Origin of the sequence: Butyricimonas sp. Marseille-P2440, from assembly GCF_900091675.1 — a bacterium.
In the GTDB taxonomy this organism is placed as follows: Bacteria; Bacteroidota; Bacteroidia; order Bacteroidales; family Marinifilaceae; genus Butyricimonas; species Butyricimonas synergistica.
Genome location: NZ_LT594610.1, coordinates 2012351 through 2038392, shown reverse-complemented (window position 1 = coordinate 2038392; position 26042 = coordinate 2012351). Strand labels below are relative to the sequence as shown.

Genomic DNA, 26042 nt, shown 5'->3' with positions numbered 1-26042 from the left:
AATTTTGACATTATGGAACAGAATATATTTAATGCCGTCTATAAAGTAAACCATGCCGGCGGATCAGGCAGTTGTTTTTACCTGAAAAACTATGATCTATTTGTAACCAATTACCATGTGGTAGAAGGTTTCCGCGAGGTGGCCCTCCAAGATAACGATAAGAACAGGTTTTACGCTCGCGTGGTGTTGGTAAATCCCTCTCGTGACATTGCCTTGTTGAAAGCAGAAGGGGATTTCTCGGCTCTTCCCGAGATCACGTTGGGTGCGCTTGATGGGGTTGCTATCGGGCAAAAAATCAACGTGGCGGGGTATCCGTTCGGGATGCCGTTCACGGTGACCGAGGGTACCGTATCGTCCCCCCGGCAGTTGATAAACGACAGTTATTACATACAGACCGATGCGGCTGTTAATCCCGGTAACAGCGGAGGACCGATGTTCAATGACAGCAACGAGCTGGTGGCTATCACCGCGAGCAAGCTCACTAATGCCGATAATATGGGATTCGGTATCCCTTCGGCATCTTTGCGCGAGTTGCTCAACCAAATCGGCGAACTCGATACCACGACGTTTAACGTGCAATGTGACAGTTGCGATGAGCTGATCTCCGAGGAGGACGAATATTGCCCCTCGTGCGGTGACAAACTGCCGGAGAACGTGTTCCAAGAACGGTCGTTGACTGACCTTGCCGTTTTCTGCGAGCAAGCGATCGAGGCAATGGGAATCAACCCCGTGCTCGCCCGTGTAGGTTACGAGAGCTGGGTATTCCACAAGGGAAGTTCCGAGATTCGTATGTTCGTTTACCAGCGGCAGTACTTGTTCTGCACTTCGCCGATCAACGTGTTGCCGAAGAAGAACCTCGAACCTGTGCTTTCTTATTTGCTTTCCGCTGACGTGAAACCTTACCAGCTGGGCTTGGACGGTAACCAGATTTACCTCTCTTACCGCGTACACATCTCCGATGTCTTCTCCGAGTATGGCGAGGAAGTTCAGAAGAATCTCACGAATATGGCGTTCAAGGCTGACGATTTGGATAACTACCTGTCCGACACCTTCGGCTGCGAGTTCTCCGAGTATGCTAAAAAAGATGCGATCTAATCGCTTTGGGCGAGTGATTGGCTAGAAGTTAATATAAACAACCTCCTCCGGCTCCCCCTATACAGAGGATGCCGGAGGAGGTTGTTTTAAATCTAAAATCATCAAATCTAGAATCTAATAAGGGGATTTCACCTCGTCAGCGAATGGGAATTCAAGTACTCGTGGAATTTCTTCTTGTATTGGTCGCCTACGGGAATATAGATGCTTCCGTTGTATACGATGCGGTCACGGGAAACTTCTTTTACTTTGCCGAGGTTCACGATGTATGAACGGTGTATCCGCATGAAGCGGTTGGCGGGCAGGCGTTCCTCGATGGCTTTCATGCTGAGGTAGGTCATTAGTGGTTTGCCCGTGTCGGTGTATATCCGGATGTATTCGCTTTGTCCTTCTATGTACAGGATGTCATCGATTGCCACTCGTACCATTTTGTAGTCCGCTTTCACGAACAGATGGGTTGCTTCCGTTTCTTCCCCGGCGGGAACTTTGGCTTGACGAAATAGCTTATAGCGACTGCGGGCTTTTTCCGCGGCTTGCAAAAAATCCTTGTAGCTGAATGGTTTCAGTAGGTAGTCCGTGGCGTCCACTTTGAATCCTTCGATGGCGAACTCGGAGTACGCCGTGGTGAAAACGATCATGGGCTTGTCGGTAAGTAATTTCACGAAGTCCATGCCGTTCAGGTCGGGCATATTAATGTCGACGAACATCAGGTCTACCGTCTTTTCTCCTAGCACTTGCATGGCACTCAAGGCGTCGGGGCAATCCTGCACGAGTTCAAGGAAGGGCGTCTTCCGGATGTAATCTGTGAGTTTCCTCAGTGCCAGAGGTTCGTCGTCGATAGCGATACACCGGATCATGATTGCAGGGGAATAACGAGTGTGACACTATACACGTTTTCCTCCTCACGGGTGGATAGCGTGTACTTGTTGCCGTAGAGCAGGTTGAGGCGTTTCGTTACGTTTTCCAGCCCGATGCCTGTGTCGTGTGATGTTGTGTTGTTGCTGCTGTTCATGACGTAGAACGATAATTCCTTTTCCTGTATCTCGATAGACACATGGACGAATGATGCGTGCCGGTAACTGATGCCGTGCTTGAAGGCGTTTTCTATGAAAGTAATAAATAGTAAAGGAGGTAATTGTACATCCGGCAAACGTTCCGGCACGCTCATGGTAATGTCGATGGAATCGGTATAACGGATTCGCATCAAGGCTATGTAGTTGTTTATTAGTGTGATTTCTTTCTGCAAGGAGATCAATGGCTGGCTTGAATCGTAAAGGATATACCGCATGATCTTTGATAACTCGATCACCGTTTCTTTCGCTTTTTCCGCGTCGATATCAATGAGCGCATGAATATTGTTCAGTGTGTTCATGAAGAAATGCGGGTTGATCTGGTGCTTGAGATATTCTAATTCTGTTTGCAGGTTCTGCTTCTCTAGTTCCTTCATTTGCCGTTCGTCACGTATGCTCTTGAACAGCAACTTGATGGCGATGTTGATACCGATAACGAATATGACTATCAGTATGCCGTTGAAGAATCGTATCCTCCCGAACGGGATTTTGAACGGGGGTGGCTCGTTGCCTTTCTTCCGAAATTGTACGTTTTCCGGTCTGTCGACACGTTTTCCGGTTGTTGTGTTTGCCGTGAACGTGTGGTGGGGAGGGTTATTATGATGTCTTGGGTGAGGTAGAGTTGTGAAGATCACAAAAACCATCCCAGCTGTAATCAGAAAATACCACAACATCCGCTTGCGGGTCAGCAGGTAGGGAATAAGCACGTAGTTGTTGATGCAGAACACGGCGAAGAAGGGTAAGAATGCCATCCATTGCTTTGTCACGTCCTTCCACGAGAATCCTGTTTCCTCGCTAATCCGAAATACCGGTGCGGTGAACACGATAATCCAGATGAGCGCGTAGATCAAGTTTTCGAGGATATGTTGACGGTGTATCTTGTTCTTCATGGTTCGTCGTTTACGCCGGACAGCAGAAAGCAAGCGTTTAAAAAGAAAGGAGGCGGAGGCACAAGTACCAATTTGTGTTGGGATGAATGTCAATTGGAGGGGTTGTGTGCCGAATCCGCCTCTGGCTGGTTGCAAACTTTACTGTTGTTCTTGTTTGATGATAAACATTCTTCTCGTTCTTATTTTTAGTTGCGATATAAAAATATATCAGAATTAGCGAATTGCAAAATAAATTCAACAAACAGGCGGATTTTATCGACGAATGGGGAGATTCTGACGAAATAATTGAAAATTGAAAGTGAACGCCTCCGTCAGCTTTTTTTAATAATAGGTGTTTTTAAAGGAGATGCTACCCTTGTCTGTGTTTGATCCAGTGGAGCTTAGTGGGTAGTAAGGGAGGATAGCCTCGCACGGGAGGGATGACTTGGGGCTTAACCTCTCTAGAACACGTTACGAACCCTGCCGGCGCTTCGTTCGAATCCCTTTAAAAACAGAAAGAGAGTCAGCTTTCGTGTGCTAACTCTCAAATTCTTAGTAGCTTTGGGCGGAGAGGGAGGGATTCGAACCCCCGGAACCTCGCGGTTCAACGGTTTTCAAGACCGCCGCAATCGACCACTCTGCCACCTCTCCAAATGCGGATGCAAAGATAGGGGAAATTTTGAATCTGCAAAAAGAAATAGAAGCGTTTTTTCAAAAAAAGGCATACTTGTTTCCAGCCCGGATATGCTTCTGCGGGGGAATCGTTTATAGAAAGCGAACAAAACGCTTTGCAGAAAATAGCTGAATTACTGCCTGGCAGTGGGTGCGGTGCTGATGTCGTTGAGTACGGTGATCGTGGCAATTAACGCGGTGATGTTAAGGGTGAAATCCGCTTAACGGTTTATGATCGGGGATATAGTGGCGAAAATAATTCCTATTTTATGGAGTATTGAGAAAGGTTTTGTATAAATTTGAACCGCGTTAGTTGTATAACGATTTTTTTATGGTTGGGATGAATATATTAAAGGATATTGTCCGGAGTGCCGGGAGTTATCCTAATAGAAATGCTTTCGTTATTGAAGGCATAGCATATTCCTACGGGGAATTGTTTGCTTTTGTCAATGGCATCCACTCGTTTCTTGTCGAACGGGAAGAGGATATTATCGGTGTCGTCGCTGAGAACCGGGTAGAAACGTATGCTTCTATTCTTGCCGTGTTGCTGTCGGGAAAAACGTATGTCATATTGCATCCGCATTACCCGGATAACAGGAATAACAAGATTCGGGAGGCGGGCGATATCCGTGTGGTCTTGTATGCCGATGAATGCCGTATGGCGGAGGCGATGCCGGAAGACGTGAATTTTATTTGTACCCGTGAGCTTCGGAACGAACGGAATGCGGAATATAATTACGGGACGGAGGATTCGAAAGCCTATATTATTTTTACCTCCGGGAGTACCGGGGAGCCGAAAGGGGTTCCGATTACCCGGCGGAATCTGAATGCTTTCTACTCGGCTTATTCTGCCTTGGGGTGGAAGCTGGAGGAGGACGATAGGATGTTGCAGATGTTCGAGTTGACGTTTGACGTGTCGGTTGTTTCAACGTTGTACCCGCTTACCGTGGGAGCGAGTGTTTACACGGTGGGGGCGGGTGAAATGAAGTACACGAAGGTGTACGAGTTGCTGGAAGACGAGCGTTTGACGTTTGCTGCGATAGCTCCCTCGCTACTTCAGTTTTTGTCCCCTTATTTTGACGAGATTCGTTTGCCGGATTTAAAATACTTGATCGTGACGGCGGAAGCAGCTCAAACGGACGTACTGGCTCGTTTCCGGGCGTGTGCCCCGAATGCGGAGTTCGTGAACCTGTACGGTCCCACGGAAGCCACGATTTATTGTACGGCTTATCGTATTCCCCGGGAGGAGTGTAAGCATTATCATGGAATGATTGCGATAGGAAAGCCTTTCGAGGATATGGATGTCCTTATCGCTGACGAGGATGGGAATGCGCTGGAAATGGGAGAGAAGGGCGAATTGTGGGTATGTGGTGCGCAGGTTATGGATGGCTACTGGAAAGACCGGGAGAAATCCGACCAGGTGCTCGTGCGGCATGACGGGCGAGTGTTCTACAAGACGGGTGATTTGTGCTATGTAGACCCGGACGGGGACGTGATTTATTGCGGAAGGAAGGATTACCAAGTGAAGGTGCAGGGGTTCCGGGTAGAGTTGAACGAGATTGAGTACACGGCGAGGAAGTTCTATAACGAGGAAAAGAACGTTGTCGTCGTGGCGAAAAAAGAATATGACGGGGGATGCCAGTTACACTTGTTTGTCGAGGCGGCGGAATGTGACACGAGAGCGTTGCTGGAATTCATGAAAATGCATTTACCCGTGTATATGCTGCCTTCCAGCGTACGTTGCTTGGAAGCGTTTCCCCTGGGGACGAGTAATAAAATAGATAGGAAAAAATTGTTGTCACTTGTATAAAATATGAAGCTATGGAAATTCAAGAGATTTTGGACGAGATCAGTGTTATTTTTCGGGATGTATTGAAAAATAATGACATCGTGTTGAAAGAGGAAACGGTAGCATCGGACGTGCAGGGTTGGGACTCATTGACGAATATGCGGTTAATCACGGCAGTCGAGAAACACTACGGATTAAGATTTTCATTGCGGGAAGTATTGAAATTTAAGAATGTAGGGGACTTATGCCGGGTGATTCAAAATAAGGTTGCATAGCGTATGATGTTCACTTCATGGGAGTTCGTTCTTCTGTTCTCGTGTAGCGTCGTGCTTTATTACGTGTTGCCCCGGAAGTTTCAGAAGAGCGTGTTATTGCTGGCAAGTTGTTGTTTTGCTGGATACTTTAATATATTGTTCCTTGTGGTCGCTTTGGGGATCACCGGGATTACTTTCTATCTGGGAAAATTTATTGGCAGGCAGGAAAACGACGTGTCCCGGAAACGCCTGTTCTGTGCGGGTATGGTATTCCTGATCCTTTTTCTGGCGGTATTCAAGTACTTGGGATTTATAGAGAGTAACGTGCAGTGGTTGCTGGGATTGGTGGGAATCCAGGTCGATTTCTCTGTGAAAAGTATATTGTTCCCGTTAGGGATTTCGTTCTATACTTTTCAAGCTTTGTCCTACCTGATTGACGTGTATTGGGGAGAGGAGGAACCGGAGAGAAGTTTGCCGGATTTCACCCTGTATATGTTGCTTTTCATGAAATTCCTGTCCGGTCCGATTGAACGGGCGGGTGATTTTCTGCCGCAGGCGAAGGCGGGGAAAGCTTTTGATTACGAGAGCGTGACCTACGGGATGAAGCTGATGTGTATAGGTTTGATGAAAAAAATGATTATTGCCGACCGGTTAGCCCCTTACTTGAACGATATTTTGGGTTCGGTGCAGAGTACTAGCGGGGTGCAATTGCTTTTGGCGGGATTGCTTTACCCGATTGAGTTGTATGCCGATTTTTCCGGTTACACGGATATTGCTATCGGGGGGGCGATGGTGTTCGGGTATAAACTGTCGCCGAACTTCAATCGCCCGTTCACGGCAAAGAGTATTACCGATTTCTGGCGGAGATGGCACATGACCTTGTCCTTTTGGGTGAGGGATTACCTGTATCAGCCCATAGCTGCCAGCAAGCGCTACTGGGGGCAATGGGGTATTATTTACGCCTTGATTGTCACGTTCGTGTTGTTGGGATTGTGGCATGGCGGTGGATGGAATTTCGTGATTTACGGTTTGATACAAGGTTTGATTATCAGCTACGAGATGCTTGCTGCGGGATTCCGGGGTAGGCTGGAAGGATTTGCGGGCAAACGGGTGTTCGGGATATATTCTATCGTGAGGACTTATCTTCTGTTTGCCTTCTCGCTCGTGTTTTTCCGGTTGGACACCCTGTCGGATGTGTGGTATATGTTTAGCCACTTGTCGTTGAGCCTGCCGCATGGGGTAAAAGAACTTCGTATGGGAATGCCGGATCACGATATAATTGTGTTGATAGGTGCTGTCATTCTTTTGTTCGTGTACGAGTATTTTATGTCGAAACGAGATTTATTGAAAGCCGTGGGGCAACAAAAAGCCGTGGTTCGTTGGGGAATTTATTATTTGTTTATATTCCTTTTTTTGGTGTTCGGCGAGTTCGGAAGTAAAGATTTTATCTATTTGCAATTTTAGCTATGAAAAAGACGTTTGCCTTATTTTTGTTGAAATGTGTATTGCTGATATTGCCTTTCCTTGCTTTGCTGGGATTGTATTTCTATGACGACCCGTTCGAGGTGTTGAACGAATATAAGACTTATTATAAATCTCCGGTGGCTGTGAACGAAGGATACGTGGGGTGGCAGCATTACCGGATGCAAAGGGATTCGTTGAAATATAATTCCTTCTTGCTGGGAAATTCCTGCACGATGGCTTTTCAGATTAAGGATTGGGAGAGGTATATACCGGGAGGACGTGCTATCCGTCTTTATGGTAGTGCCGAACGGTTGGGGAATATATACCGGAAAGTGAAAGCGTTGGATGCCATTCAGGATTCGATTGCTAACGTGTTGATACTCGTGGATTATGCGACTCTGAAACAGACCCAGATAACGAATATGTCCACACAGGTACTGCACCCGGAGGTTACGGGGCAAAGCAATTGGGAGTTCCAGATGTGTTTCTTGCAGACGTTCTTTAATCCCGATTTTTGTGTGGCTTATGTGGATTACCGAATTTTCGGGCAGTACAGGCGTTACATGAAGGGCGTCATCAATAGCGGGGTTGTTGAACGGAACTGTATCACGAACGACGTGTTCAACCCGAGAGAGAAAGAAATAGCTGATTGTGGGGAAGCCTATTGGGAAAAGCACAAGAAAGAGTTTCCCGTGCGAGATACGGTGGAAAAGATCGCTCCCCCGATCATCATGAAAAAGCAGTTGGATATGCTCGCAGAAATGAGGGATGTTTTCGTGAAGCACGGTACGAATTGCAAGATATTGATTAACCCGAGGTATAATCAGGAACGTTTGAACCCGGAAGATGTGAAACAGCTTCAAGAGATTTTCGGGGAAGGAAACGTGTTCGATTTTTCGGGAATAAACGAATACACGTCCGATATTCATAATTACTACGAGAAAGGGCATTATCGTCCTTTGCTGGGAAGAAAGATGTTGGAGGTAATGTACGGAAATAAATAGAGGCGACCCAAGATCGCCTCTATTTTATTTATATGAAAAGCCTTTTAATAAAGCTCATCCAATTTATCTGCCATTGCGTAAGCGATATTGCGGCAAGTTTCGAAGTCATCGTCTTTTGGGCAACCGCATGCTTCACAGGAAGGAGCGACTACTTCCCATTTGATTTTCTCTGCAAATTGGTTGAAACGTGGCATTGCGCCGCCTGCCCATGCTTTGCCGGCGAAGAAAGCCGTCACGTGGTTTTTCACGCCCATGTGTTCCAATTCCGTGAGCAAGGTTTCCATGGTAGGGAAGGCGTTGCCGTTATATGCGCAACTCCCGAAGATCACGCCCCGGTAGCGGAATATGTCGTTGATAATGTAAGACGGGTGAGTCTTGGAGGCATCATGGATACGGATTTTCTTGATCCCTCTCTCGGCAAGGAAGCGTGCGATGACATCCGCCATTTTCTCGGTGTTCCCGTACATGGAACTGAAAACGATAACCACTCCTTTGTCGGTTTCGTATTTACTCCATTTGTCGTATTTTGCCACGATTTCGGCAATGTGTGAACGGCGGATTGGTCCGTGCGTGGCACAAATCATCTGAATGGGAAGTCCTCCTAGTTTCTTCAAAGCTGTCTGTGCGGGTTGACCGTATTTGCCAACGATGTTGGAATAATAGCGGCTGATTTCTTCTTCCAGGTAATCGAGGTCTACTTCATCGTCGAAGATCCCCCCGTCGAGAGTCCCGAATGCCCCGAACACGTCACCGCTGAACAGAATGCCCTCGGTGGACTCGAAAGTAACCATCGTTTCCGGCCAGTGGAGCATAGGAGCCATATAGAAATTCAGCTTGTGTCTTCCCAGGTCGAGAGAATCTCCTTCTTTCACCTCGATGAGGTTCTCGTGTACGCCGTAGAAGTTTTTTAGCATGGGAAATGTCTTGGCGTTACCAATGATTTTCACGTCCGGGTAGCAACATAATAAAGCTTTGATTGCCCCCGTGTGATCGGGTTCCATGTGGTTGACAACCAAGTAATCTACCTTGCGTCCGTTGAGAAGTTTCTCGATATTCTCGACGTAATCATCCATTTTGCTTCTTTCGATCGTGTCTATAACGACTACTTTTTCGTCCACGATGATATAGGAGTTGTAAGCAACACCCTTGGGAAGAGGCCAATAATTCTCGAAGATATGAGTTCTGCGATCATTGACACCAATCCAATAAATGTCTTTCTTAATCTCTCTTGCTAAATTCATAGTATATTTAATTTTATGTGATTTACTTTGATTTCCCGCAAAAATATGAAAAAAGGCTGTCAATCGTGAACGATGACAGCCTTTTTTTTATAGGTTTTCTCTACTTTGTGATAGAGAAGATTTATTTGATTCCAAGTTTCTTTCTAATATCCTTCGGGATAGCGTTTTTGTGCACGATGATGTTCATCGTCTTGTATGCCATGAAAGGATGAGAAGCGTAGAAGTATCCGTCGAACTTGTTGTATTTGTTCCAAGAGTTCTTCACGATAAAGTAAACTGTACCGTTTTGGTCTTTTGCTTTACCGATCACGTGCATTCCGTGGTCGTCAGTCGTCAGATAATTGTCGAATTCTTGTTGTCTTAATTCTTGGGTGATTTCTTTCTCGGGAGCAGGTCCTTGTTTGAAAGCGTCCGGAGTCTGTTTGCCTTTGGGCATTGCTTCCCATTTAGCGATTTCCGCACCGCTCATTTCTTTCGGGTCGCTGGTCGGAACCACGGCAATTCCCGGGTTAGAAGTCTGGAAACCTCTTTCGCTCACGTCTGAAGCCCAAGCGAAGGTGTAACCGTTGTCAATAGAGTAGTCCATTACTTTCATCAATTCGTCCAACGGCAAGTTGTATGATAATCCCCACAACCAGTTGTCGGGTACCTCGATAGCGAATTGAGTGTAGAATGGGTGGTGCGTGAATGAAGTCAAGCTCACGTAGTCGTCCATGTTCAAGCCTACTACCTCGTCAGCGAAGGTTCTCGGGGTGTATTCTTTTCCTTTGTACTCGAATTTCTCCGGTTCAGCTCCAAGATATGCGTCCAAAATCCCGTTGAATCCGGCTTTCCAAGCGGTACTCAATTTCTTGTTCGAGTTTTTGATTACTGCATTGATGTATCCGGCAAGAACGTCGTCGATTTCACCGAAAGCATGGTTCGGCTCGCCGTAGTTCAGCCCCATGTAAACTTCCATCGGGACGATACCGTAATTTTTAATCACGTGCATCACGTCGCAGAAAGCTCCTCCCACGGCGAAGTTCATGTTCCCGTGTAGGCGAACGAATTTCTCGGCTTTGTCACCGTAAGCGTGTCTTACAATATACATGGCAGAAAGATCGATAGGTTCTTTACCCATGCGGATCATTTCTGACTCGAAGAAAGAAATTCCCGACCATGACCAGCAGGTACCTGCACGGGCTTGGTCTTTTACTGAAGTTGCCGGTAATCTCTTGATATCCGTGAATTGATATCCTTGTGGTTGGTTTTGATTCGTGTTTTGCGCGTTAGCCAAGAAGGACAGAGCAAAAACGAAAATAAACATGAATGATGTAATTTTTCTCATTTTGTTGAAACTTCGATTTATTTGATTAATTAAATTGTTACCATGTTTTGAACGCTGCCAAAGATACGATTTTATTGTCAATATAGTCAGTCTCTTCCGAGTATTAAGAAAATTTTAAGAACTCCGGGGGAGGACTTTACCCCATAAATTGATCTTTGACAGGAAATTGTATTTCCGGTTGCACACCCAGATGAAGATGATCCCGCACACGAGCATCACGAGCGTATCCACGTGCGATGCTTGTGGGTTGGTATCCAGAAATAAGGCATGGGTTTGCAGGGCGGAAGAATCATGGGTAACGATAATGGAGGAAATGACGTTGTTGGATAAATGGAGTCCTAAAGCGAGTTCCAGCCCGTCGTCCATGATTGCCACGAAACCCAATATCAGTCCCATGAGGATGTATTGCGGCATGGCTACCCAGAAACCGAAGCGTTCCACCTCGGGATTGCTGGCATGGAGCAACCCGAACGTGCATCCCGTGAGCACGAGGGCAACCCACCTGTATTTGAATAACAGGATACTGCCTTGCATGAGGTATCCCCGGAAGATAAATTCTTCAAAAGCTACTTGGAAGGGAATAAAAATCACGATCACGATACACATCATGAAGAAATCGAAAGGTTTGAATTGGAACACGAGATTGGAGGTATCCCCGAATCCGTATTGCGCCCCCAATAGCACGAATGACAAAACTCCCCAGATGAGAGCCCCGAAAAGGGTACGTTTTATGTCAAAACGGCTGCGCCCTGTGAGAATGTCGAGTGGTTGTTTGTGGTGAAGCCATTTCACGCAAATCAGTAATGCGATAACCCCGGCAGTGAATGTAAACAGCATGAGGGCTAACCCGAGATTGGTGCTCGTGATGGATAGCAGGTTGTTGGTGTTTCCCGACAAGGCTGCCTGCGGATCCCGGATAAAGTAATACAAGGCGAGCGGTAATGACGCCACTTGTACTGCCGCAAAAACGATGATTAACGTGAGCAGGTAAAAATACCATTTGTTGTTTCCTCTGTACGCTTTTTCTAAAAACATTACCTTATTCATTTTAGATTTTGTGATTTTAGATTTCAGATTTCAACTGCACAATCTTGCACTTCTTTTTTACTCTGAACTCTAAACTTTTAAAATTGTTCCTGAACAGTTTTGAGTACGTGTTCCAGGCTGTATTCGTCGGCAATGAGCACTTGGCGGGCTTTACTGCCCTCGAAGGGACCCACGATGCCGGCGGCTTCCAGTTGGTCGATGATTCGTCCCGCACGGTTATAGCCGATGGAGAAGCGCCGTTGGATGGATGAGGTAGAACCCTGCTGGGTGTTCACTACCAGGCGGGCGGCTTCCTCGAACAAGGGGTCTTTTACCCCGAGATCCATATCCCCGCTGACTCCGTTTTCCGTGTCGGACACGTATTCGGGAAGCATATACGCTTCCGGGTATCCTTGTTGGTCGGCGATAAACTTGGTGACGGCATCAACTTCCGGTGTATCCACGAAAGCACATTGCACGCGAACCATCTCGCTGTCCTTGGAGATCAACATATCCCCCCGTCCGATCAGTTGGTTCGCTCCCGGGGAGTCGAGGATGGTGCGGGAGTCGATCATGGAGGCAACCTTGAAGGCGATACGCGCCGGGAAGTTTGCCTTGATGATACCCGTGATGATGTTCGTGGAAGGACGTTGCGTGGCGATGATCATGTGGATACCCACGGCTCGCGCTAACTGGGCGATACGGGCAATCGGCTGTTCAACCTCTTTGCCGGCGGTCATAATCAAGTCGGCGAACTCGTCGACCACGACCACGATATATGGCAAATAACGGTGCCCGTTGTTCGGGTTCAGTTGGCGTTTCACGAACTTCTCGTTGTATTCCTTGATATTTCTCACGTGTGCCTGTTTCAGCAGGTCGTAGCGACTATCCATCTCGATACACAGGGAGTTGAGGGTGGCTACCACCTTGTCGTTGTCCGTGATGATCGCTTCTTCCGCGTCGGGAAGTTTGGCAAGGAAGTGTTTCTCGATGACCGAGTAGATGCTTAATTCTACTTTCTTGGGGTCAACCATGACAAACTTCAGTTGTGACGGGTGCTTTTTATACAGGAGCGAGGTGATAATCGCATTCAAACCGACGGATTTACCTTGTCCCGTGGCTCCCGCAACCAGAAGGTGCGGCATTTTTGCCAAGTCGAACGTGTACGGTTCATTCGAAATCGTACGTCCCAATGCCACGGGCAACGCGTATTTGGATTCCTGGAATTTCTTGGAAGCGATAACTCCTCTCATGGAAACGACTTCCGGCTTTTGGTTGGGCACCTCGATACCAATGGTGCCCGCGCCGGGAATCGGGGCGATAATACGAATTCCTAACGCGGATAAACTAAGCGCGATGTCGTCTTCTAAATTCTTGATCTTGGAAATCTTGATACCGGGGGCAGGCACGATCTCGTAGAGAGTTACCGTGGGACCGATGGTGGCTTTAATCTTGGTAATCTCTATTTTATATTGCCGTAAAGTTTCGACGATCGTGTTCTTGTTTTCTTCCAGTTCCTCGGCGGTAACTTTGGAAGCACTGGATGAATATTCTTCCAGTAAATCCAGCGGAGGATATTGATAATTGGATAAATCCAACGTCGGGTCGTACTCTGTGTCCGGCATCAGATTCTTGGTCAATTGTTCTTCCAGCTTGTCTGCCATGACGGTCAGTTCTATATCGTCACTAGAGGATGGAGAGGTGTTCTCCGAATCTTGTTTTTCGTCCTCGGGTCCATTTGTGTCGAGGGATAATATCTTTTCATTTTCAGTAGGATACAGCGTGGTTATAGGAGGGAACAACGTGGTGATATCCTCGATTTCTTCCTCTTCTGGTTGTTCTGTTTCCGTTTTGTCTGAATAAAATTCATATTCAGTGGGGGCTTCAGCTGCAATATCGTTTGCAAGTGAAGGGATTGTTTCTTTCTCTTCGTCTTCTGTTTGTTCGGTTTCCCGTTGGGCTAAGGCTTCCCGTGCAGCCCTGCGTTCTTCCTTGCGCTGTGCCCGGCGGGCAAAATAGGCTTTCACCATTCCCACGCATTTGTTAAAGGCATTCTCGAACCCAAAGAACAGAATGATAGCAAATGACACCAGTAAAAGGAAGAATGTACCGATTTCCCCGATAAAGGAGTTCAGCCAGAAACACACGAAATAACCATGTGCGCCGCCGGGGAAAACGTAACCCGAGGGGACGAAATTGAAAATGTATCCCAACAGGAGGGAAATCCAGATCACGAGTACAAAGCTGAGGATGATCTTCTTCCCGGTGTTTTTTACCGGACGCCCCATCGTGCCCAGACCTATGATAAACAGGATATAGCAGAAGATAAATGAAGCCACGCCAAACCAGCGGTTCACGAGCAGGTCGGAGAGATAAGCCCCCAGCTTCCTGCCGGGATTCCCCACGACAATATCGGGATTTGTGACGAGTTCCCGTGTTTCCTTGTCTATCAGGCTTTGATCCATGCCGCCCGTGAAGAAAAAGCCCGCGAGGGACACGAAAAGATAGATAGAGAATAGCATAAATATCAACCCTACAACGACACGAGTCCGGGGATCCTTGAAAAAGTCCATGGAAAGCGGTGCACGTGTTCTTTCTTTCTTTTTACTGTTTATACGTGTTATCATTTGAATAGAAATTAATCGAAAATCGCAGCTACAAATATATCTATTTTAGATTTTAGATTTTAGATTTTAGATTGAAATTTCTATTACTCGGGTTAAGGTATCTTAATTAAGAATTTCTTAATATAGTGTTGGCAAGGATATTGCTATCATTGTAGTATCCAAACAAATTGTATTGAGTTTACGTTTAATGAATAAAGGAGATAAAGATATGACTATGAAGAAATCATTAGCGAATTTAGGCTTAGGAGTCATTGGCGGTTGTCTCGCTTTCGCGGCGATCGACGCCATCCGGGGAGATAAAGAGAACGTACTTCCGCAAATGGAGATAGCTTCCCCGGCTGCAGTACGTCCCGTGGCATTGACCTCCGGTTCTGCGCTTCCCGTGGGAGGTGCAGGTAGTGTTGATTTGAGAGAAGCTGCCAAAAAGACAGTTCCGGCTGTAGTTCATGTCAAAACGGTACAAATGGGACGGGAATACATCGGGAATCCATTTTGGGATTTCATGTACGGCAACACGCCCCGTACCCGTGAGGCTCCCCAGAGAATGGGTATCGGCTCGGGGGTTATCGTTTCTGAAGACGGGTATATTATCACGAACAATCACGTGATAGACAATAGTGACAAGATTTTAATTACCTTGAATGATAAGAAAGAGTACGAGGCGAAAGTGATCGGGACTGACCCGAACACGGATATAGCCCTGTTGAAAGTGGAAGCTACCGGGTTGCCTTACCTGGAATACGCTAATTCGGACGACGTGGAGTTGGGCGAATGGGTGCTGGCAGTGGGTAACCCGTATAATTTGACTTCGACTGTTACTGCCGGTATCATCAGTGCCAAGGCGAGGGAACTGGGGCTTAGCCGCAACCAGATGAGCCTTGAATCTTTCTTGCAGACGGATGCAGCAGTGAACCCTGGCAATAGCGGGGGTGCGTTGGTGAACGCCAAAGGAGAATTGATCGGTATCAATACCGCTATCGAATCGCCTACCGGTTCTTATTCGGGGTATGCCTTTGCCGTACCTTCAAATATAGCGAGAAAAGTAATCGGAGACTTGAAAGATTTCGGTACGGTACAAAGAGCCATGCTTGGGATTTCTATGCCGAATGAGGAGTTATCTCCTGCCGTGGCGAAGAAATTGGGTATCGAGGAAACCAGCGGTATCTATGTTTTCGAAACTATCCCTAACGGAGCCGCCGATAAAGCCGGAATGAAGAAAGGTGACGTGATTAAGGCTATCAACGGCATCGAGGTGAAGAACAGACCGGAATTCCAGGGACAACTGGCGAAATATCACCCGGGGGCAACGGTGAAAGTAACCGTCAGCCGGGGAGGTAAGCTGAAAGAACTTGAAGTGGTATTGCAGAATACGTATGGCGACGTATCCCTCGTGGATAAAAACTACACGGGTATCCTGGGTGCTACTGTTGAACCGTTGAGTCGTGACGATCGTTACCGTTATCGTTTGAATGGAGGTGTGAAAATCACTGATATTAAGAATGGTCCGTTTAAAGCGATCGGATTGGATAAAGGATATATTATTCTGAAAATTAATAACACGGTTATTTATGATAAAGACGACTTGGTACGTGCACTAAAAACGGCAGAGAACGAAGGGGTTCTTGTAACAACTATCTCGCCGAGAGGACGCATCGAGTACTACGCTTTACCGCCACAAGATTAAAAAAAGTTAATAATCAAAAGGTGTCGATTTTAACATATTGGTATATGGATAAAATGTTCTACCTTTGCCACATATTTGGGGGAGAATATAAGAACGACTATGAGACAGCTAAAGATAACGAAATCTATAACGAACAGAGAGAGTGCTTCTCTCGACAAGTATTTGCAGGAGATTGGTAAGGAGGATTTGATTACCGTGGAGGAAGAAGTTGAGTTAGCTCAACGTATCCGAAAAGGCGATCAGAGAGCGTTGGAAAAGTTAACGAGGGCGAACTTGAGGTTCGTGGTTTCTGTTGCAAAACAATACCAGAATCAAGGATTGAGCCTGCCTGACCTTATCAACGAGGGGAACTTAGGTTTAATTAAAGCAGCTGAGAAATTTGATGAAACGAGGGGATTTAAGTTTATATCCTATGCCGTATGGTGGATTCGTCAGTCTATTTTGCAAGCATTGGCAGAACAATCGCGTATTGTACGCCTGCCGTTGAACCAAGTAGGTTCTTTGAACAAGATTAATAAAGCATTTTCCCGCTTCGAGCAGGAACACGAACGTCGTCCGTCACCGGAAGAGTTGGCTGAAACATTGGATTTGCCGGCAGAGAAAGTGGCAGACACCTTGCGTGTGTCTGGACGCCACATTTCAGTGGACGCTCCTTTCGTGGAAGGTGAGGACAACAGTTTGCTCGACGTGTTGGTAAACGACGATTCGCCAGTAGCCGACAAGACTTTGATCAATGAATCCTTGTCAACCGAGGTAGAACGTGCATTGGCGACGCTGACAGAACGGGAACGCGATATCATCCGCCTTTTCTTCGGTATCAATTGCCAGGAAATGACGTTGGAAGAGATCGGCGAGAAGTTCGGGTTAACCCGCGAACGTGTTCGCCAGATCAAGGAAAAGGCTATCCGCCGCCTGCGGCATTCGTCAAGAAGTAAATTGCTGAAGACTTATTTGGGATAAATGAAAGGATTGTCCTGTTAGGGCAAGTCTATAAAATACGAAAGAGCCATCCGGGAAGTAAAATTCGGGTGGCTCTTCTCTTTTCCGGGAAAAAGGGATTTCCTGCCTGTGTTTTTATCCGGGTTCACCACCCCAAGTCCACCGTTACGCTACCCCATGAACCAACCATGGACCAATCATAAACGTAACATAAACGTGAACGAGCGTTCATGCAACGTCTATGTTATGAAATTACTAGCTTTTTGGGAGCAACCATAGGTAGGTCATTTTCTTGTTATATTACTGATATCCCTTGAAATATTCCGATTTGTGGTGTTGCGATAGTTGCCAAAAGTCTCTAGTGGCGTAAATTGATTAGTATGTAAAATTATGTAATTAAATTATTGGTTGTTAGATAATTGATAAAGTTTGTTAGATGTAAATGTTAAAACCGAGAGTCTGTTAGGGAAGAATGAGCTTAAATTTTAAGAAAATATTAAGACAAATCGGTACAAATGTGGTACAATTTGTCTGATATTTTTAGTATATATTTATACCCTGACTTTATAACTTGAAAGGGGTGATGTGGTAGATTTATAATGGTCAGCCGAGAAGTTGGTATTTTTTGAAGAATTGTATTTTTTATTATTTACGTTTTAGTTGCAAACATGAAAACAATTCAAAAATTACTGGAACGAGGACGGCGTGATCTGAAAGACAGTTTTTTCACGGCGTTTTATTCATGGAGGATGGTAGTAATGGGAATTACTTTTGTCCTGAGGTTTATCAAGTTGCCTGATTTTGTTCCCATGATCTTGCGGGGAAAAAGTATGGAGGCACGTCATCAATTGGCTTTTCTTTTAGCGTAACCGGGATTAGATATTCTGGTGTATATTCTCTATTATACGATAGAGGATATGGTTTCGTATAGTTAAAATTTTAAAGTTTATGCCTATGGGGAAGGATGAATAAAAAAAAGCAAGAAGAATCTCAAGGTCGGAAAAAACCGACGAATCTAATTATTGAATTAAAATCGAAGAAATTATGAAGAAGAAAATTCTATTTGTTTTGGGATTGTTTCTTGGATTGTCAAGTATATCCTTGGGACAAAGTTTTGAACCGGGAGAGCAAGCGAAGGGGATGTCAAATATGAAAAATATGTCTGTTGATTATTCTACCGGGATTTTCAGTTATACGGTGCCTTTATTCGAGTTATCGTCTGCACGTTATCGTTTGCCTGTTTCGCTCGTGTATTCCGCGAACGGGGTTAAAGTTGAGGATAAAATGGGGCAATTGGGTTTCGGGTGGACTTTAGCGTGTGGAGGGGTGATCTCTCGTGTTGTCCGGGGTGGTATAGCGGATGATGATAGCGAGGGTTTTCTAAATAACACGTTAAGCCAAGCTGTAGACGTAAAAGAAAAGGTGAACAATCGTGAACAAGATGGAGAGTCGGATATTTACACGGCAGTTTTTAACGGGCGTAACATTTCATTTATAAGAGTGCGTGAGGAGGGGAAAATCGTGATAAAGCCTCTCGAGAAGACGAATTTATTGATAGAAAATATCGCGGGAGGGTTCATGATAACAGACGAGAGCGGGGTTAAATATGTGTTCACGAGTGGAGAAATGTCTGTTGGCGTGTGTTTCCCAAATAGTAATAGTTCTGCCAATAATATCTGGAATTCGAGTTTTTGCTCGTCTTGGTACTTGACGGATATTTTTATCCCGGGAGATGAACCCGTGCATTTTGAATACACGGAAGAAACGATCGTGAATTATACTTATCTCAATGAAACGGTTTACAATTACGGGAAAGCACTCAGGGTTAGAGAATTTGATCTCGATTATTACAAGAGGGAAATAGACAAGAATCTTAGTGATGCCTTGTATTTTGCCAAGAGTTTAGCTATTCAACAACAATTCGCATCTTTGGCAACAGATGTTAATCGGGTGCCCCAGTACGTGGAGGTTATGAAACAAACGAGTTATATGTCAAGTTATGGCTTCCCTGTTACAGTTTTGGAGTCCGGTGGACAAATTCGAATACCTGATATAGGAATGACGATTGATTACGAGACGATAGCAAGATCCGTTTTATTAGACAGGGTTGTCGGGTATTTGTCGGATGTCAGTTTCGTTACAAATTCGTTGTCCAACACGATGACTCAAATCGACCGACTCGTGGTGACCTTAGAAAACACGAACTTTCCTGCATCTTGTGCACCACAAGCTGTAGCGTTAAAAGGTTGTTTAAGGGAAGTGTTACGGTATTTGAGATTGTCTATCGAGAGAGTTACCCAGAAAAACATTCATCATATACAAGATTTCTCGCAACAATCGATAAAAGAAATCGGGTTAAAGCAAGTTTCTTGGGGAAAGGATCGTATCGTGATTGAACGGGAAGGACGATTGGTAACGAGTGTTCAGTGGCAAAATTTCAAGAAAGACGTGATTCGCAAGATTGATTTATCGTATAGTAGGGGGTGTTTGAAGCGTTTGACAATCGGGTATGATAATTCGGAATTATCTGGATATTATAATTTTAGTTATTATTTGGATACCTTGAGATCACAAAGTCGGGATATTTGGGGCTATTGTAATGGTGAGGGGAAGGTGAGGCATTTTATCCCGTTGGATCAAATGGTGCTTCAAAAGCATTCTTTCGTTCAAGTTGGTGATGTTCGTTTGCCTTCTGATATAGAAACTTTTTATGACGGGAGTGCAAATGAAGAATATGCCAAGGCTTTTTCATTGAAACGGATTTCAGGTACGGGAAAATGGAGCTTGGATGTTGATTACGAGCTAAACGAGTATGGCGGGGAAAAATTCGGGGGTATCCGGGTGAAGGAGATCACGCTGAATGACGGGTGTGGAAACGTGGACACGGTTCGCTATCATTACCGGGATCTGTCTGCCACAGGAGAGAGGGGATCCGGCGTGTTAATTTGTGGATACCAAACATTGACAAGGGACTTGGATTACGGGAGTTTTAAAGATAGGGTATATTTTTCCCGCGTGCAGGATGATGAAATGGCTATAGTGAAAAGAGGAAATAACGGCATTCTTTACCAGTACGTGCTGGAAGAACAGGTCGGGAACGGGTATGTTGCCCATTATAATCTTGTTCCGGCGTCTTTTAGAAAGAACATGATTCAACGTACATTTTTTCCTTACTGGTTACACGGTCTTCCTCTCGGGACTGCGGTTTATGATAGTCGAGGGCGGTTGGTGCGATTACAGAAAACCCGTTACTCGCGGGATTTAACCCAAGGTTTTAGTTCCGCGTATGGCATTTCTACGGCTGTTAATAATGAATTTTTTACAGGAGAATCCGTGTTCCCGTTTTCCTCGAGGGTCGACCAAATAAAACCTTACGCTTACGCCATGAACGTGGAAGAAGTGCGGGGTCATTTTCCTGACGAAGAAAAGCCTCTTTACTGGAATGGAGCCGGGGTCGTGAATTATAACCCGTATAATGATTATTACGTGCCTAACGTGAAACCTCGCGAGAACATGATTATACCGAACCAGTATTATATGATATATTATGGAGGATGTGTTGTCCCGGTGGAAGAGGTCGAATATGAATTTTTTGACCAACAAGAACAAGCTAACGGAACTCCGTCTATTGCCGATTTCACGCGAACTTCTTTCCCGTTAAAATATAATATGACAACACGAGGGTATACTTACGGGAATTTAGACAGAGTGACACCTACCAGCGTGTTGACCCGTTGCCCGGATGGAACGGAATACAGGGAAGATAATAAAGTCGTGATGGATGTTTTTCCCGGGAATAACGGTTATTTACTGGATAGCATGCGGGGAGCTCACATGTGTTATCTGCCGGTTCGAACGACGAATTTCGTGAAACCGACGGGATCTTCAACCTTTTTATTGGCGGGAGAGAATGTTGTTACTTACATGGATACTTTAATAGATAATTCTCGTTACTATTTCCCGTTTGCCTCGTGGAAGATGCTTTTGACCCAACCGGAAAGCGTGAACGCGAATAACCAGTATTTCACGTTGGATCAATCCCGTTACTCTAAAATACAGCAATTGCGGTATGCTAAATTCGGAAATAGGATTCTTGTCCAAGAATGTCGATCTAGGGAAAAAAATGAGATTACTTTGTACGATGATAGAAGCGGACTTCCTCTGTTTACGGCGAACGCTGTTGATCCGGCAGGAATTGCTGCCTTTAATAATTGTATACCTCATGAATTAAGGTATGAGAATTTTTCTAATCTACCGAACGCGGATGAGATAAATGCATTTAAAGATTTCTATAAGTTTCACACGGGAACCTCTTCCGCGGGTGTGTCGAGAGATTCTTTTTTACGTTCAAAGTCGCACCAAGAGATATTGGCCGTGGCAAAAGCTATACTAGAGGATAAGGTGCACAGGCAGAATTGTTTGGAAGAGATAGGTAAATTGGATAAAGTGTTGTATGAATACGAGATGGCATGGTACCGGAACAAGGATTATTGGGGCGTGAATTGTGATGATTATCTTTCGATGGTAGAGGATGCCCTTCAGATCATTCGCTTGGATGGTCGTGAGCCCGGGATTATGTCATATGCCTGGTATAGGGATGAAAATGTGACTTCCAAGCTTATCGTGCGAAAAGCGACGGGGGATAAATACCGGTATAAATTGCTGGTACAGAAAAGTACGCGGGTGCAACCTGTCACGGTTTCTTGGAAATTTTCACGGGGAGAAACGAGTGTCAGCTCTGGTCAGCAACAGTTCGATATCCCTGTCGGGAATGGTTTCTATTGTTTAGAGGGAGATATTCCGGTTGCGGGGAGTGAACATTCCGCGAGTTTGGAGGTGTATACTGGTAAAAGTTTTTTGGGAGGGTGTCTTTTCCCCGGGAATATTACATGTATGCTTTATTGTTATGACAGCAAGGGACAAGTCGTGTGTCGAGTCGGTTCTAATGGAATTATCGATTCGCGGGAATACGATAATAACGGGCGTTTGTCACGAGTGTTTGACAAAAATGGCAATATATTGGAAGAGTATAATTATCACGTGAATTCGGATATTTAATTTTGATATGTTATGAGAACGATATATATTTTATTGCACATATTTTTATGCAGCCACTTTGTCGCGGGACAAAGTATCCTGGATAATATTCAATTATTTGATCCCGGGCAAATAATTGTTCCCGTGTCAGGAGGAACTTACACGGCGACTTTCTACACGTACCGCCCGACTTACGAGAGTAATTTGGAAAGTGCATTTCGAGAAAGTTTGCGAGGTTCGGCGTGTTCTTCTTTCAAGGTAGAGGTTTCTAACTTGGGAGGAACCAACTCATGTTATTTTCAGTTAACCATAACGATTCCGGAATCAAGGAGTGAGTATTACCGCGAATGGAAATTGGATTTACCGGAAGAACGTTTTTTTCTCGTGCGTCAACTCGGGAGATACGGGAACGTAAACCGTTTTGAGGTTTCCGGGGGTGGTACGGTTGTCGACACGAATTCTGTCGTTATCCGTCTGTCCGGTTCCGAACCGGGTGTGAGATACTCTTTATTGCGGGATGGACAAGAAGTAAAATATGTCTATGGCGAGGATAATCCCAGGTTGGATGATTTGCCTTACATATCGGAGCGTCCTTGGCTTGAAGAAGAACTTGAGGCGGAGAAACAGCTTTTATACCGGGAACACCCGATTGAATTTAAGGTTAGGGAACCTGGCTATTACCAGATTCGGGCACGTAAAGAGCGAGAAAATGTTATGATGTCGGGACACGCTAACGTGCGAGTGTGGAACGGGGGCGAGTACGCTAAGGATAAGAATTACACGGTACATGGTGTTTACGTTCTCGAAAGCCAAATTCCCGATCCGTCTAAACGAGTGGATGATATCACGTATTCGGGGGCGGGTGACCGAACTTTGCAAGTGGTGGAGAAAGGAGCTTCTCCCTCTGGTAAAGATATCGTTCAACCGTTTAGTTACGGGAAGTGGGGACGGGAGGAGAAGAGATACCTTCCTTTCGAAGGTGCGTCGGGTGATGGAACTTTCCATGAAGAAAGTGGTTTCGTGTCTCGCTGGAGTGCGATTTATGGTTCGGGCGAGGGCAATAGCGCGTATAGTTCCTCGAGTTTTGAGCAAAGTCCCACGGGACGTGTCGTGACAGAGCAAGGACCCGGCAAGGCATGGCATGAGGGGAACAAGAAGGTGCTTCACGAGTATGGCACGAATGCCGCTAACGAGGTACGCCGTTGGAAAATAAATGGTACCGAGGCATTAGCGAAATGCGGTTATTACCTTGCAAATTCATTATACCGGGAACGGATAACGGATGAAGACGGGCATATAACCGAGAGTTTCACGGATGCACAAGGCCGATTGATAGAACGGGTAGCTTACCTGGAGGGAGAGGCGTTACGAACGTCAAACGTGTATGATGATTTAGGTCGGTTGCGGTACGTGTTGCCACCCGAGGCAAATGCCCGGGGGGCGTTGACGTCGGGAGTTCTTGAACAGTACGCTTATTATTACGGGTATGACGGTTTCGGTCGGCAGGTGGTGAAGCGTTTGCCGGGTTGTGATCCCGTGTACATGGTTTATGACAACCGGGATCGGCTAGTGTTAAGACAGGATGGAAACCAACGGGCGGCAAATGCCGGGAAATGGAGTTATTCCTTGTATGACAATCAGAATCGAGTGATTGAAACGGGGGAGGTCGTGTTGGCTTCAGCCTCTCATTCCGGTTTGCAGGCGGCAGCTTCCGTGAGTGATAATTACGTTCCAATCGGTTCCCGGGAGGCTTTGCAGTACACGACGTACGATGATTACGTCCCGGTTGGCGGGCGTGCTTTTCACGCTTTCGAGGCGACGGCGGGGTACTCGTCTTCTAGTTGCGTACAGGTAACAGGACACGTGACTAGCGTTTCAACACGGGTAGTGGGGACGGCAAAGTGGTTGACCTCCACGACTTATTATGACGACCGGGGGCAAGTAGTACAGACGATCGGCGATAATTATCTGGGTTACAAGAGCCGGGCAGATATGGCGTATGATTTCAGGGGTAACCTGGTCAAGGGCCGGGAGGCACACGGGTATAGCGCCACGAGCTTTGACGTGCTTGAAACCGGGAACGTGTATGATCACCGGGGACGTTTGCTGTCTACCTCGGTAAAATTAAATAATGGCACGGCAGCAACGAACACTTTCACGTACGACGGGGTGGGACGTTTGGTCAAGCAGAAGCATGGCAGCGTGGAGGAAATACTATCTTATAATACGCGAGGATGGCTGACGGGTAAAGAAAGTACCCCGTTCAAGATGAAACTTCGTTATGAATCGCCCCAGGTCGGCACCACAATACTATATAGCGGTAATATTAGCGAGTGGGAGTGGCAGCAGGGGACGAATGCCGCGATGATGTATCGCTTTTCTTACGATGATTTGAATCGTTTGAAGGGAAGCGTTCATTACCAGCGTAACGGGAATGCCTGGAGTGCCCTTTCCGGTAATAACGCTTTTGACGAGAGCGGGTTGAGTTATGACAAGAACGGCAATATTTTGACCCTTACCCGTACCGGTTCGGCGGCGGTAACGCAAACGTACACTTACACGGGTAACCAGTTAACCGGTTTATCGAGAGGGAACGTGACGGGTTCTTACCGGTATGATAAAAACGGGAATCTAGTAAATGACAGCTGTAAAAATTTGAACTTGACGTATAATGTTTTAAATTTGTTGTCTGTGGTAAAAACGGGGACGACGCCGACCGCCACGTACAGCTATCTTGCCGACGGCACGAAACTGGAAGTGGTTGACGGTAGTGACCACGGTTTTTGCTACTTGGGTTCTTTGACATACGTGAGAAATGGCAGTAACGTTCAACTTGAAAGCGGCTTGTTTGCAGGCGGGCGAATCGTGGCGAACGCTTCTAGCCGGGTAGGGAATGAAATCCGTTATTTTTTGACGGATCACCTGGGTAGCGTGAGGGTAATCGTGGATCAGTCTGGAGCGGTGAAAGAGCGGAATGATTATTACCCGTTTGGAGGCAGGTACGGGGTTTCGGGAGGCAACGTTGACGCTGGTAGCCGCTGGAAGTACAACGGCAAGGAGGATCAAGTGACGGGAGGTTTGGATTGGTTGGATTACGGTGCGAGGATGTACGATTGGGAGTTGGGAAGGTGGTTCGGTATGGATCCATTATCTGAGAATTATTATTCATGTAGTGTTTATAATTATTGTTTGAATCAACCAACTCGTTATATTGATCCGAATGGAATGTGGGTGGATGAATGGAATCTGAATATAAAAACAGGGGAATTAACATGGTTTAGTGACTTAGGAGGGATTGATGTTCAATATGTTAACTTTGTTTTTCCTCATGCAAATGGAGGATTGAAATGGTTAGGATCTTCATATATAGAAGGTGCAAGTATTTACTCTGGCCCAATAGCGGAAAATTATAATGGAGATTTTTCTTATGGTGTTTCTAATAAAGATTTATGGTCTGATGTTCCAGATGTTTATCAAGGACACTATTTGGCGTGGGATCTAAAGCTTCGTTTTTGTTATGCGAATATGAAAAATCAAGATAAAATCAATTCGATTCGTTTACAAGAAGCGATGGGACTAGAGAGACTGGAAATGATATGGAATACTTCTGATGAATATAAAAGGATTGTAAATAAATATAATACAGATGCTAGTTTTGTGATGGCTTTAGAATATGGAATGCTGCCATTGCCAGTAGGAAATACTGATGTTATTAGTTATGTACAGGGATCTTTATCTGCAAGACAATCAGTTTATTTCAGTAATACGTCAACTTTTAAAGGAAGTCAGTATTTTAAAAATATTGCTGTTTATTCAACTCAACCTATTTTATCGAATAATCCTTGGATACGCTTTTTACAAATGAACAAAGGGAAATTTAAAGGATCTAATTGGTTGAATGAAGCACGACAAGCTTATTTCCAAACAAAACGCTAATAAATAAAAAA

At 45.5% G+C, this 26042-nt stretch carries 16 protein-coding genes and 1 tRNA gene; 10 read left to right on the top strand and 7 right to left on the bottom strand.

Going from position 1 to position 26042, the window contains the following annotated elements; genetic code table 11:
• Positions 1-12 precede the first annotated feature (12 nt).
• The gene (locus BN8899_RS19625) at positions 13-1095 is read left to right on the top strand and encodes a trypsin-like peptidase domain-containing protein (protein WP_018339043.1); all 1083 of its coding nucleotides are present in this window, start codon (positions 13-15) and stop codon (positions 1093-1095) included.
• 128 nt (positions 1096-1223) lie between these two features.
• Here BN8899_RS19625 and BN8899_RS19620 read toward each other — a convergent pair whose 3' ends face one another.
• The 3 genes from BN8899_RS19620 to BN8899_RS19610 all read right to left on the bottom strand — a co-directional run bounded on the left by BN8899_RS19620 (position 1224) and on the right by BN8899_RS19610 (position 3682).
• Complete coding sequence (locus BN8899_RS19620) at positions 1224-1949, bottom strand: LytR/AlgR family response regulator transcription factor (protein WP_018339042.1); 726 nt, start codon at positions 1947-1949, stop codon at positions 1224-1226.
• Positions 1946-3052: a sensor histidine kinase gene (locus tag BN8899_RS19615; RefSeq protein WP_018339041.1), complete on the bottom strand. Its 1107-nt coding sequence runs from the start codon at positions 3050-3052 to the stop codon at positions 1946-1948. The genes BN8899_RS19620 and BN8899_RS19615 overlap by 4 nt, the downstream gene beginning before the upstream one ends.
• 545 nt (positions 3053-3597) lie before the next feature.
• A tRNA-Ser gene (locus tag BN8899_RS19610) sits at positions 3598-3682 on the bottom strand.
• A 352-nt stretch (positions 3683-4034) separates the two neighbouring features.
• Between BN8899_RS19610 and BN8899_RS19605 the strand changes: the two genes are divergently transcribed.
• Genes BN8899_RS19605 through BN8899_RS19590 form a run of 4 tightly spaced genes read left to right on the top strand, consistent with a single transcriptional unit; the run spans position 4035 to position 8214 of the window.
• Entirely contained in the window at positions 4035-5513 is a 1479-nt protein-coding gene (locus tag BN8899_RS19605; RefSeq protein ID WP_065220610.1) for an amino acid adenylation domain-containing protein, read from the top strand.
• 11 nt (positions 5514-5524) lie between these two features.
• Entirely contained in the window at positions 5525-5767 is a 243-nt protein-coding gene (locus tag BN8899_RS19600; protein ID WP_065220609.1) for an acyl carrier protein, read from the top strand.
• A 3-nt stretch (positions 5768-5770) separates the two neighbouring features.
• Positions 5771-7210 (top strand): MBOAT family O-acyltransferase, encoded by a 1440-nt coding sequence (locus BN8899_RS19595; RefSeq protein WP_065220608.1) that lies wholly within the window; start codon positions 5771-5773, stop codon positions 7208-7210.
• A gap of 2 nt (positions 7211-7212) precedes the next feature.
• Positions 7213-8214: a histidine kinase gene (locus BN8899_RS19590; RefSeq protein ID WP_065220607.1), complete on the top strand. Its 1002-nt coding sequence runs from the start codon at positions 7213-7215 to the stop codon at positions 8212-8214.
• Positions 8215-8258: 44 nt separating this feature from the next.
• Here BN8899_RS19590 and BN8899_RS19585 read toward each other — a convergent pair whose 3' ends face one another.
• The 4 genes from BN8899_RS19585 to BN8899_RS19570 form a co-directional block, all read right to left on the bottom strand.
• Positions 8259-9455: an FprA family A-type flavoprotein gene (locus BN8899_RS19585; RefSeq protein WP_018339035.1), complete on the bottom strand. Its 1197-nt coding sequence runs from the start codon at positions 9453-9455 to the stop codon at positions 8259-8261.
• Between the two features lie 121 nt (positions 9456-9576).
• Positions 9577-10782: a C1 family peptidase gene (locus BN8899_RS19580; protein ID WP_026207781.1), complete on the bottom strand. Its 1206-nt coding sequence runs from the start codon at positions 10780-10782 to the stop codon at positions 9577-9579.
• Positions 10783-10896: 114 nt separating this feature from the next.
• Positions 10897-11829 (bottom strand): CPBP family intramembrane glutamic endopeptidase, encoded by a 933-nt coding sequence (locus BN8899_RS19575; RefSeq protein WP_082987140.1) that lies wholly within the window; start codon positions 11827-11829, stop codon positions 10897-10899.
• A 77-nt stretch (positions 11830-11906) separates the two neighbouring features.
• Entirely contained in the window at positions 11907-14435 is a 2529-nt protein-coding gene (locus BN8899_RS19570) for an FtsK/SpoIIIE family DNA translocase (protein ID WP_065220606.1), read from the bottom strand.
• A gap of 214 nt (positions 14436-14649) precedes the next feature.
• On the opposite strand from BN8899_RS19570, the gene BN8899_RS19565 reads away from it, so the two are divergent.
• The 5 genes from BN8899_RS19565 (at position 14650) to BN8899_RS19545 (ending at position 26031) form a co-directional block, all read left to right on the top strand.
• Positions 14650-16119 carry a Do family serine endopeptidase gene (locus BN8899_RS19565; RefSeq protein ID WP_231932439.1) on the top strand — a complete coding sequence of 490 codons (1470 nt, stop codon included), beginning with the start codon at positions 14650-14652 and terminating at the stop codon, positions 16117-16119.
• Positions 16120-16218: 99 nt separating this feature from the next.
• Positions 16219-17079, top strand: a complete 861-nt coding sequence (locus BN8899_RS19560) for a sigma-70 family RNA polymerase sigma factor (protein ID WP_026207779.1) — start codon at positions 16219-16221, stop codon at positions 17077-17079.
• 647 nt (positions 17080-17726) lie between these two features.
• Complete coding sequence (locus BN8899_RS19555) at positions 17727-17927, top strand: hypothetical protein (protein ID WP_018339029.1); 201 nt, start codon at positions 17727-17729, stop codon at positions 17925-17927.
• A gap of 175 nt (positions 17928-18102) precedes the next feature.
• On the top strand, positions 18103-22116 hold the full coding sequence (locus BN8899_RS19550; protein ID WP_065220605.1) for a hypothetical protein: 4014 nt from the start codon (positions 18103-18105) through the stop codon (positions 22114-22116).
• A gap of 12 nt (positions 22117-22128) precedes the next feature.
• A complete protein-coding gene (locus tag BN8899_RS19545; protein WP_065220604.1) occupies positions 22129-26031 on the top strand; it encodes an RHS repeat domain-containing protein in 3903 nt (1300 codons plus the stop codon).
• Positions 26032-26042 lie beyond the last annotated feature (11 nt).

Excerpts from the sequence above, each read along its gene's own strand:
- BN8899_RS19560 (WP_026207779.1), top strand. The coding sequence starts at position 16,219 with ATGAGACAGCTAAAGATAACGAAATCTATAACGAACAGAGAGAGTGCT.
- BN8899_RS19550 (WP_065220605.1), top strand. The coding sequence starts at position 18,103 with ATGAAGAAGAAAATTCTATTTGTTTTGGGATTGTTTCTTGGATTGTCA.
- BN8899_RS19595 (WP_065220608.1), top strand. The coding sequence starts at position 5,771 with ATGATGTTCACTTCATGGGAGTTCGTTCTTCTGTTCTCGTGTAGCGTC.
- BN8899_RS19555 (WP_018339029.1), top strand. The coding sequence starts at position 17,727 with ATGAAAACAATTCAAAAATTACTGGAACGAGGACGGCGTGATCTGAAA.
- BN8899_RS19580 (WP_026207781.1), bottom strand. The coding sequence starts at position 10,782 with ATGAGAAAAATTACATCATTCATGTTTATTTTCGTTTTTGCTCTGTCC.
- BN8899_RS19615 (WP_018339041.1), bottom strand. The coding sequence starts at position 3,052 with ATGAAGAACAAGATACACCGTCAACATATCCTCGAAAACTTGATCTAC.
- BN8899_RS19585 (WP_018339035.1), bottom strand. The coding sequence starts at position 9,455 with ATGAATTTAGCAAGAGAGATTAAGAAAGACATTTATTGGATTGGTGTC.
- BN8899_RS19625 (WP_018339043.1), top strand. The coding sequence starts at position 13 with ATGGAACAGAATATATTTAATGCCGTCTATAAAGTAAACCATGCCGGC.
- BN8899_RS19600 (WP_065220609.1), top strand. The coding sequence starts at position 5,525 with ATGGAAATTCAAGAGATTTTGGACGAGATCAGTGTTATTTTTCGGGAT.
- BN8899_RS19545 (WP_065220604.1), top strand. The coding sequence starts at position 22,129 with ATGAGAACGATATATATTTTATTGCACATATTTTTATGCAGCCACTTT.
- BN8899_RS19605 (WP_065220610.1), top strand. The coding sequence starts at position 4,035 with ATGGTTGGGATGAATATATTAAAGGATATTGTCCGGAGTGCCGGGAGT.
- BN8899_RS19620 (WP_018339042.1), bottom strand. The coding sequence starts at position 1,949 with ATGATCCGGTGTATCGCTATCGACGACGAACCTCTGGCACTGAGGAAA.
- BN8899_RS19590 (WP_065220607.1), top strand. The coding sequence starts at position 7,213 with ATGAAAAAGACGTTTGCCTTATTTTTGTTGAAATGTGTATTGCTGATA.
- BN8899_RS19575 (WP_082987140.1), bottom strand. The coding sequence starts at position 11,829 with ATGAATAAGGTAATGTTTTTAGAAAAAGCGTACAGAGGAAACAACAAA.
- BN8899_RS19570 (WP_065220606.1), bottom strand. The coding sequence starts at position 14,435 with ATGATAACACGTATAAACAGTAAAAAGAAAGAAAGAACACGTGCACCG.
- BN8899_RS19565 (WP_231932439.1), top strand. The coding sequence starts at position 14,650 with ATGAAGAAATCATTAGCGAATTTAGGCTTAGGAGTCATTGGCGGTTGT.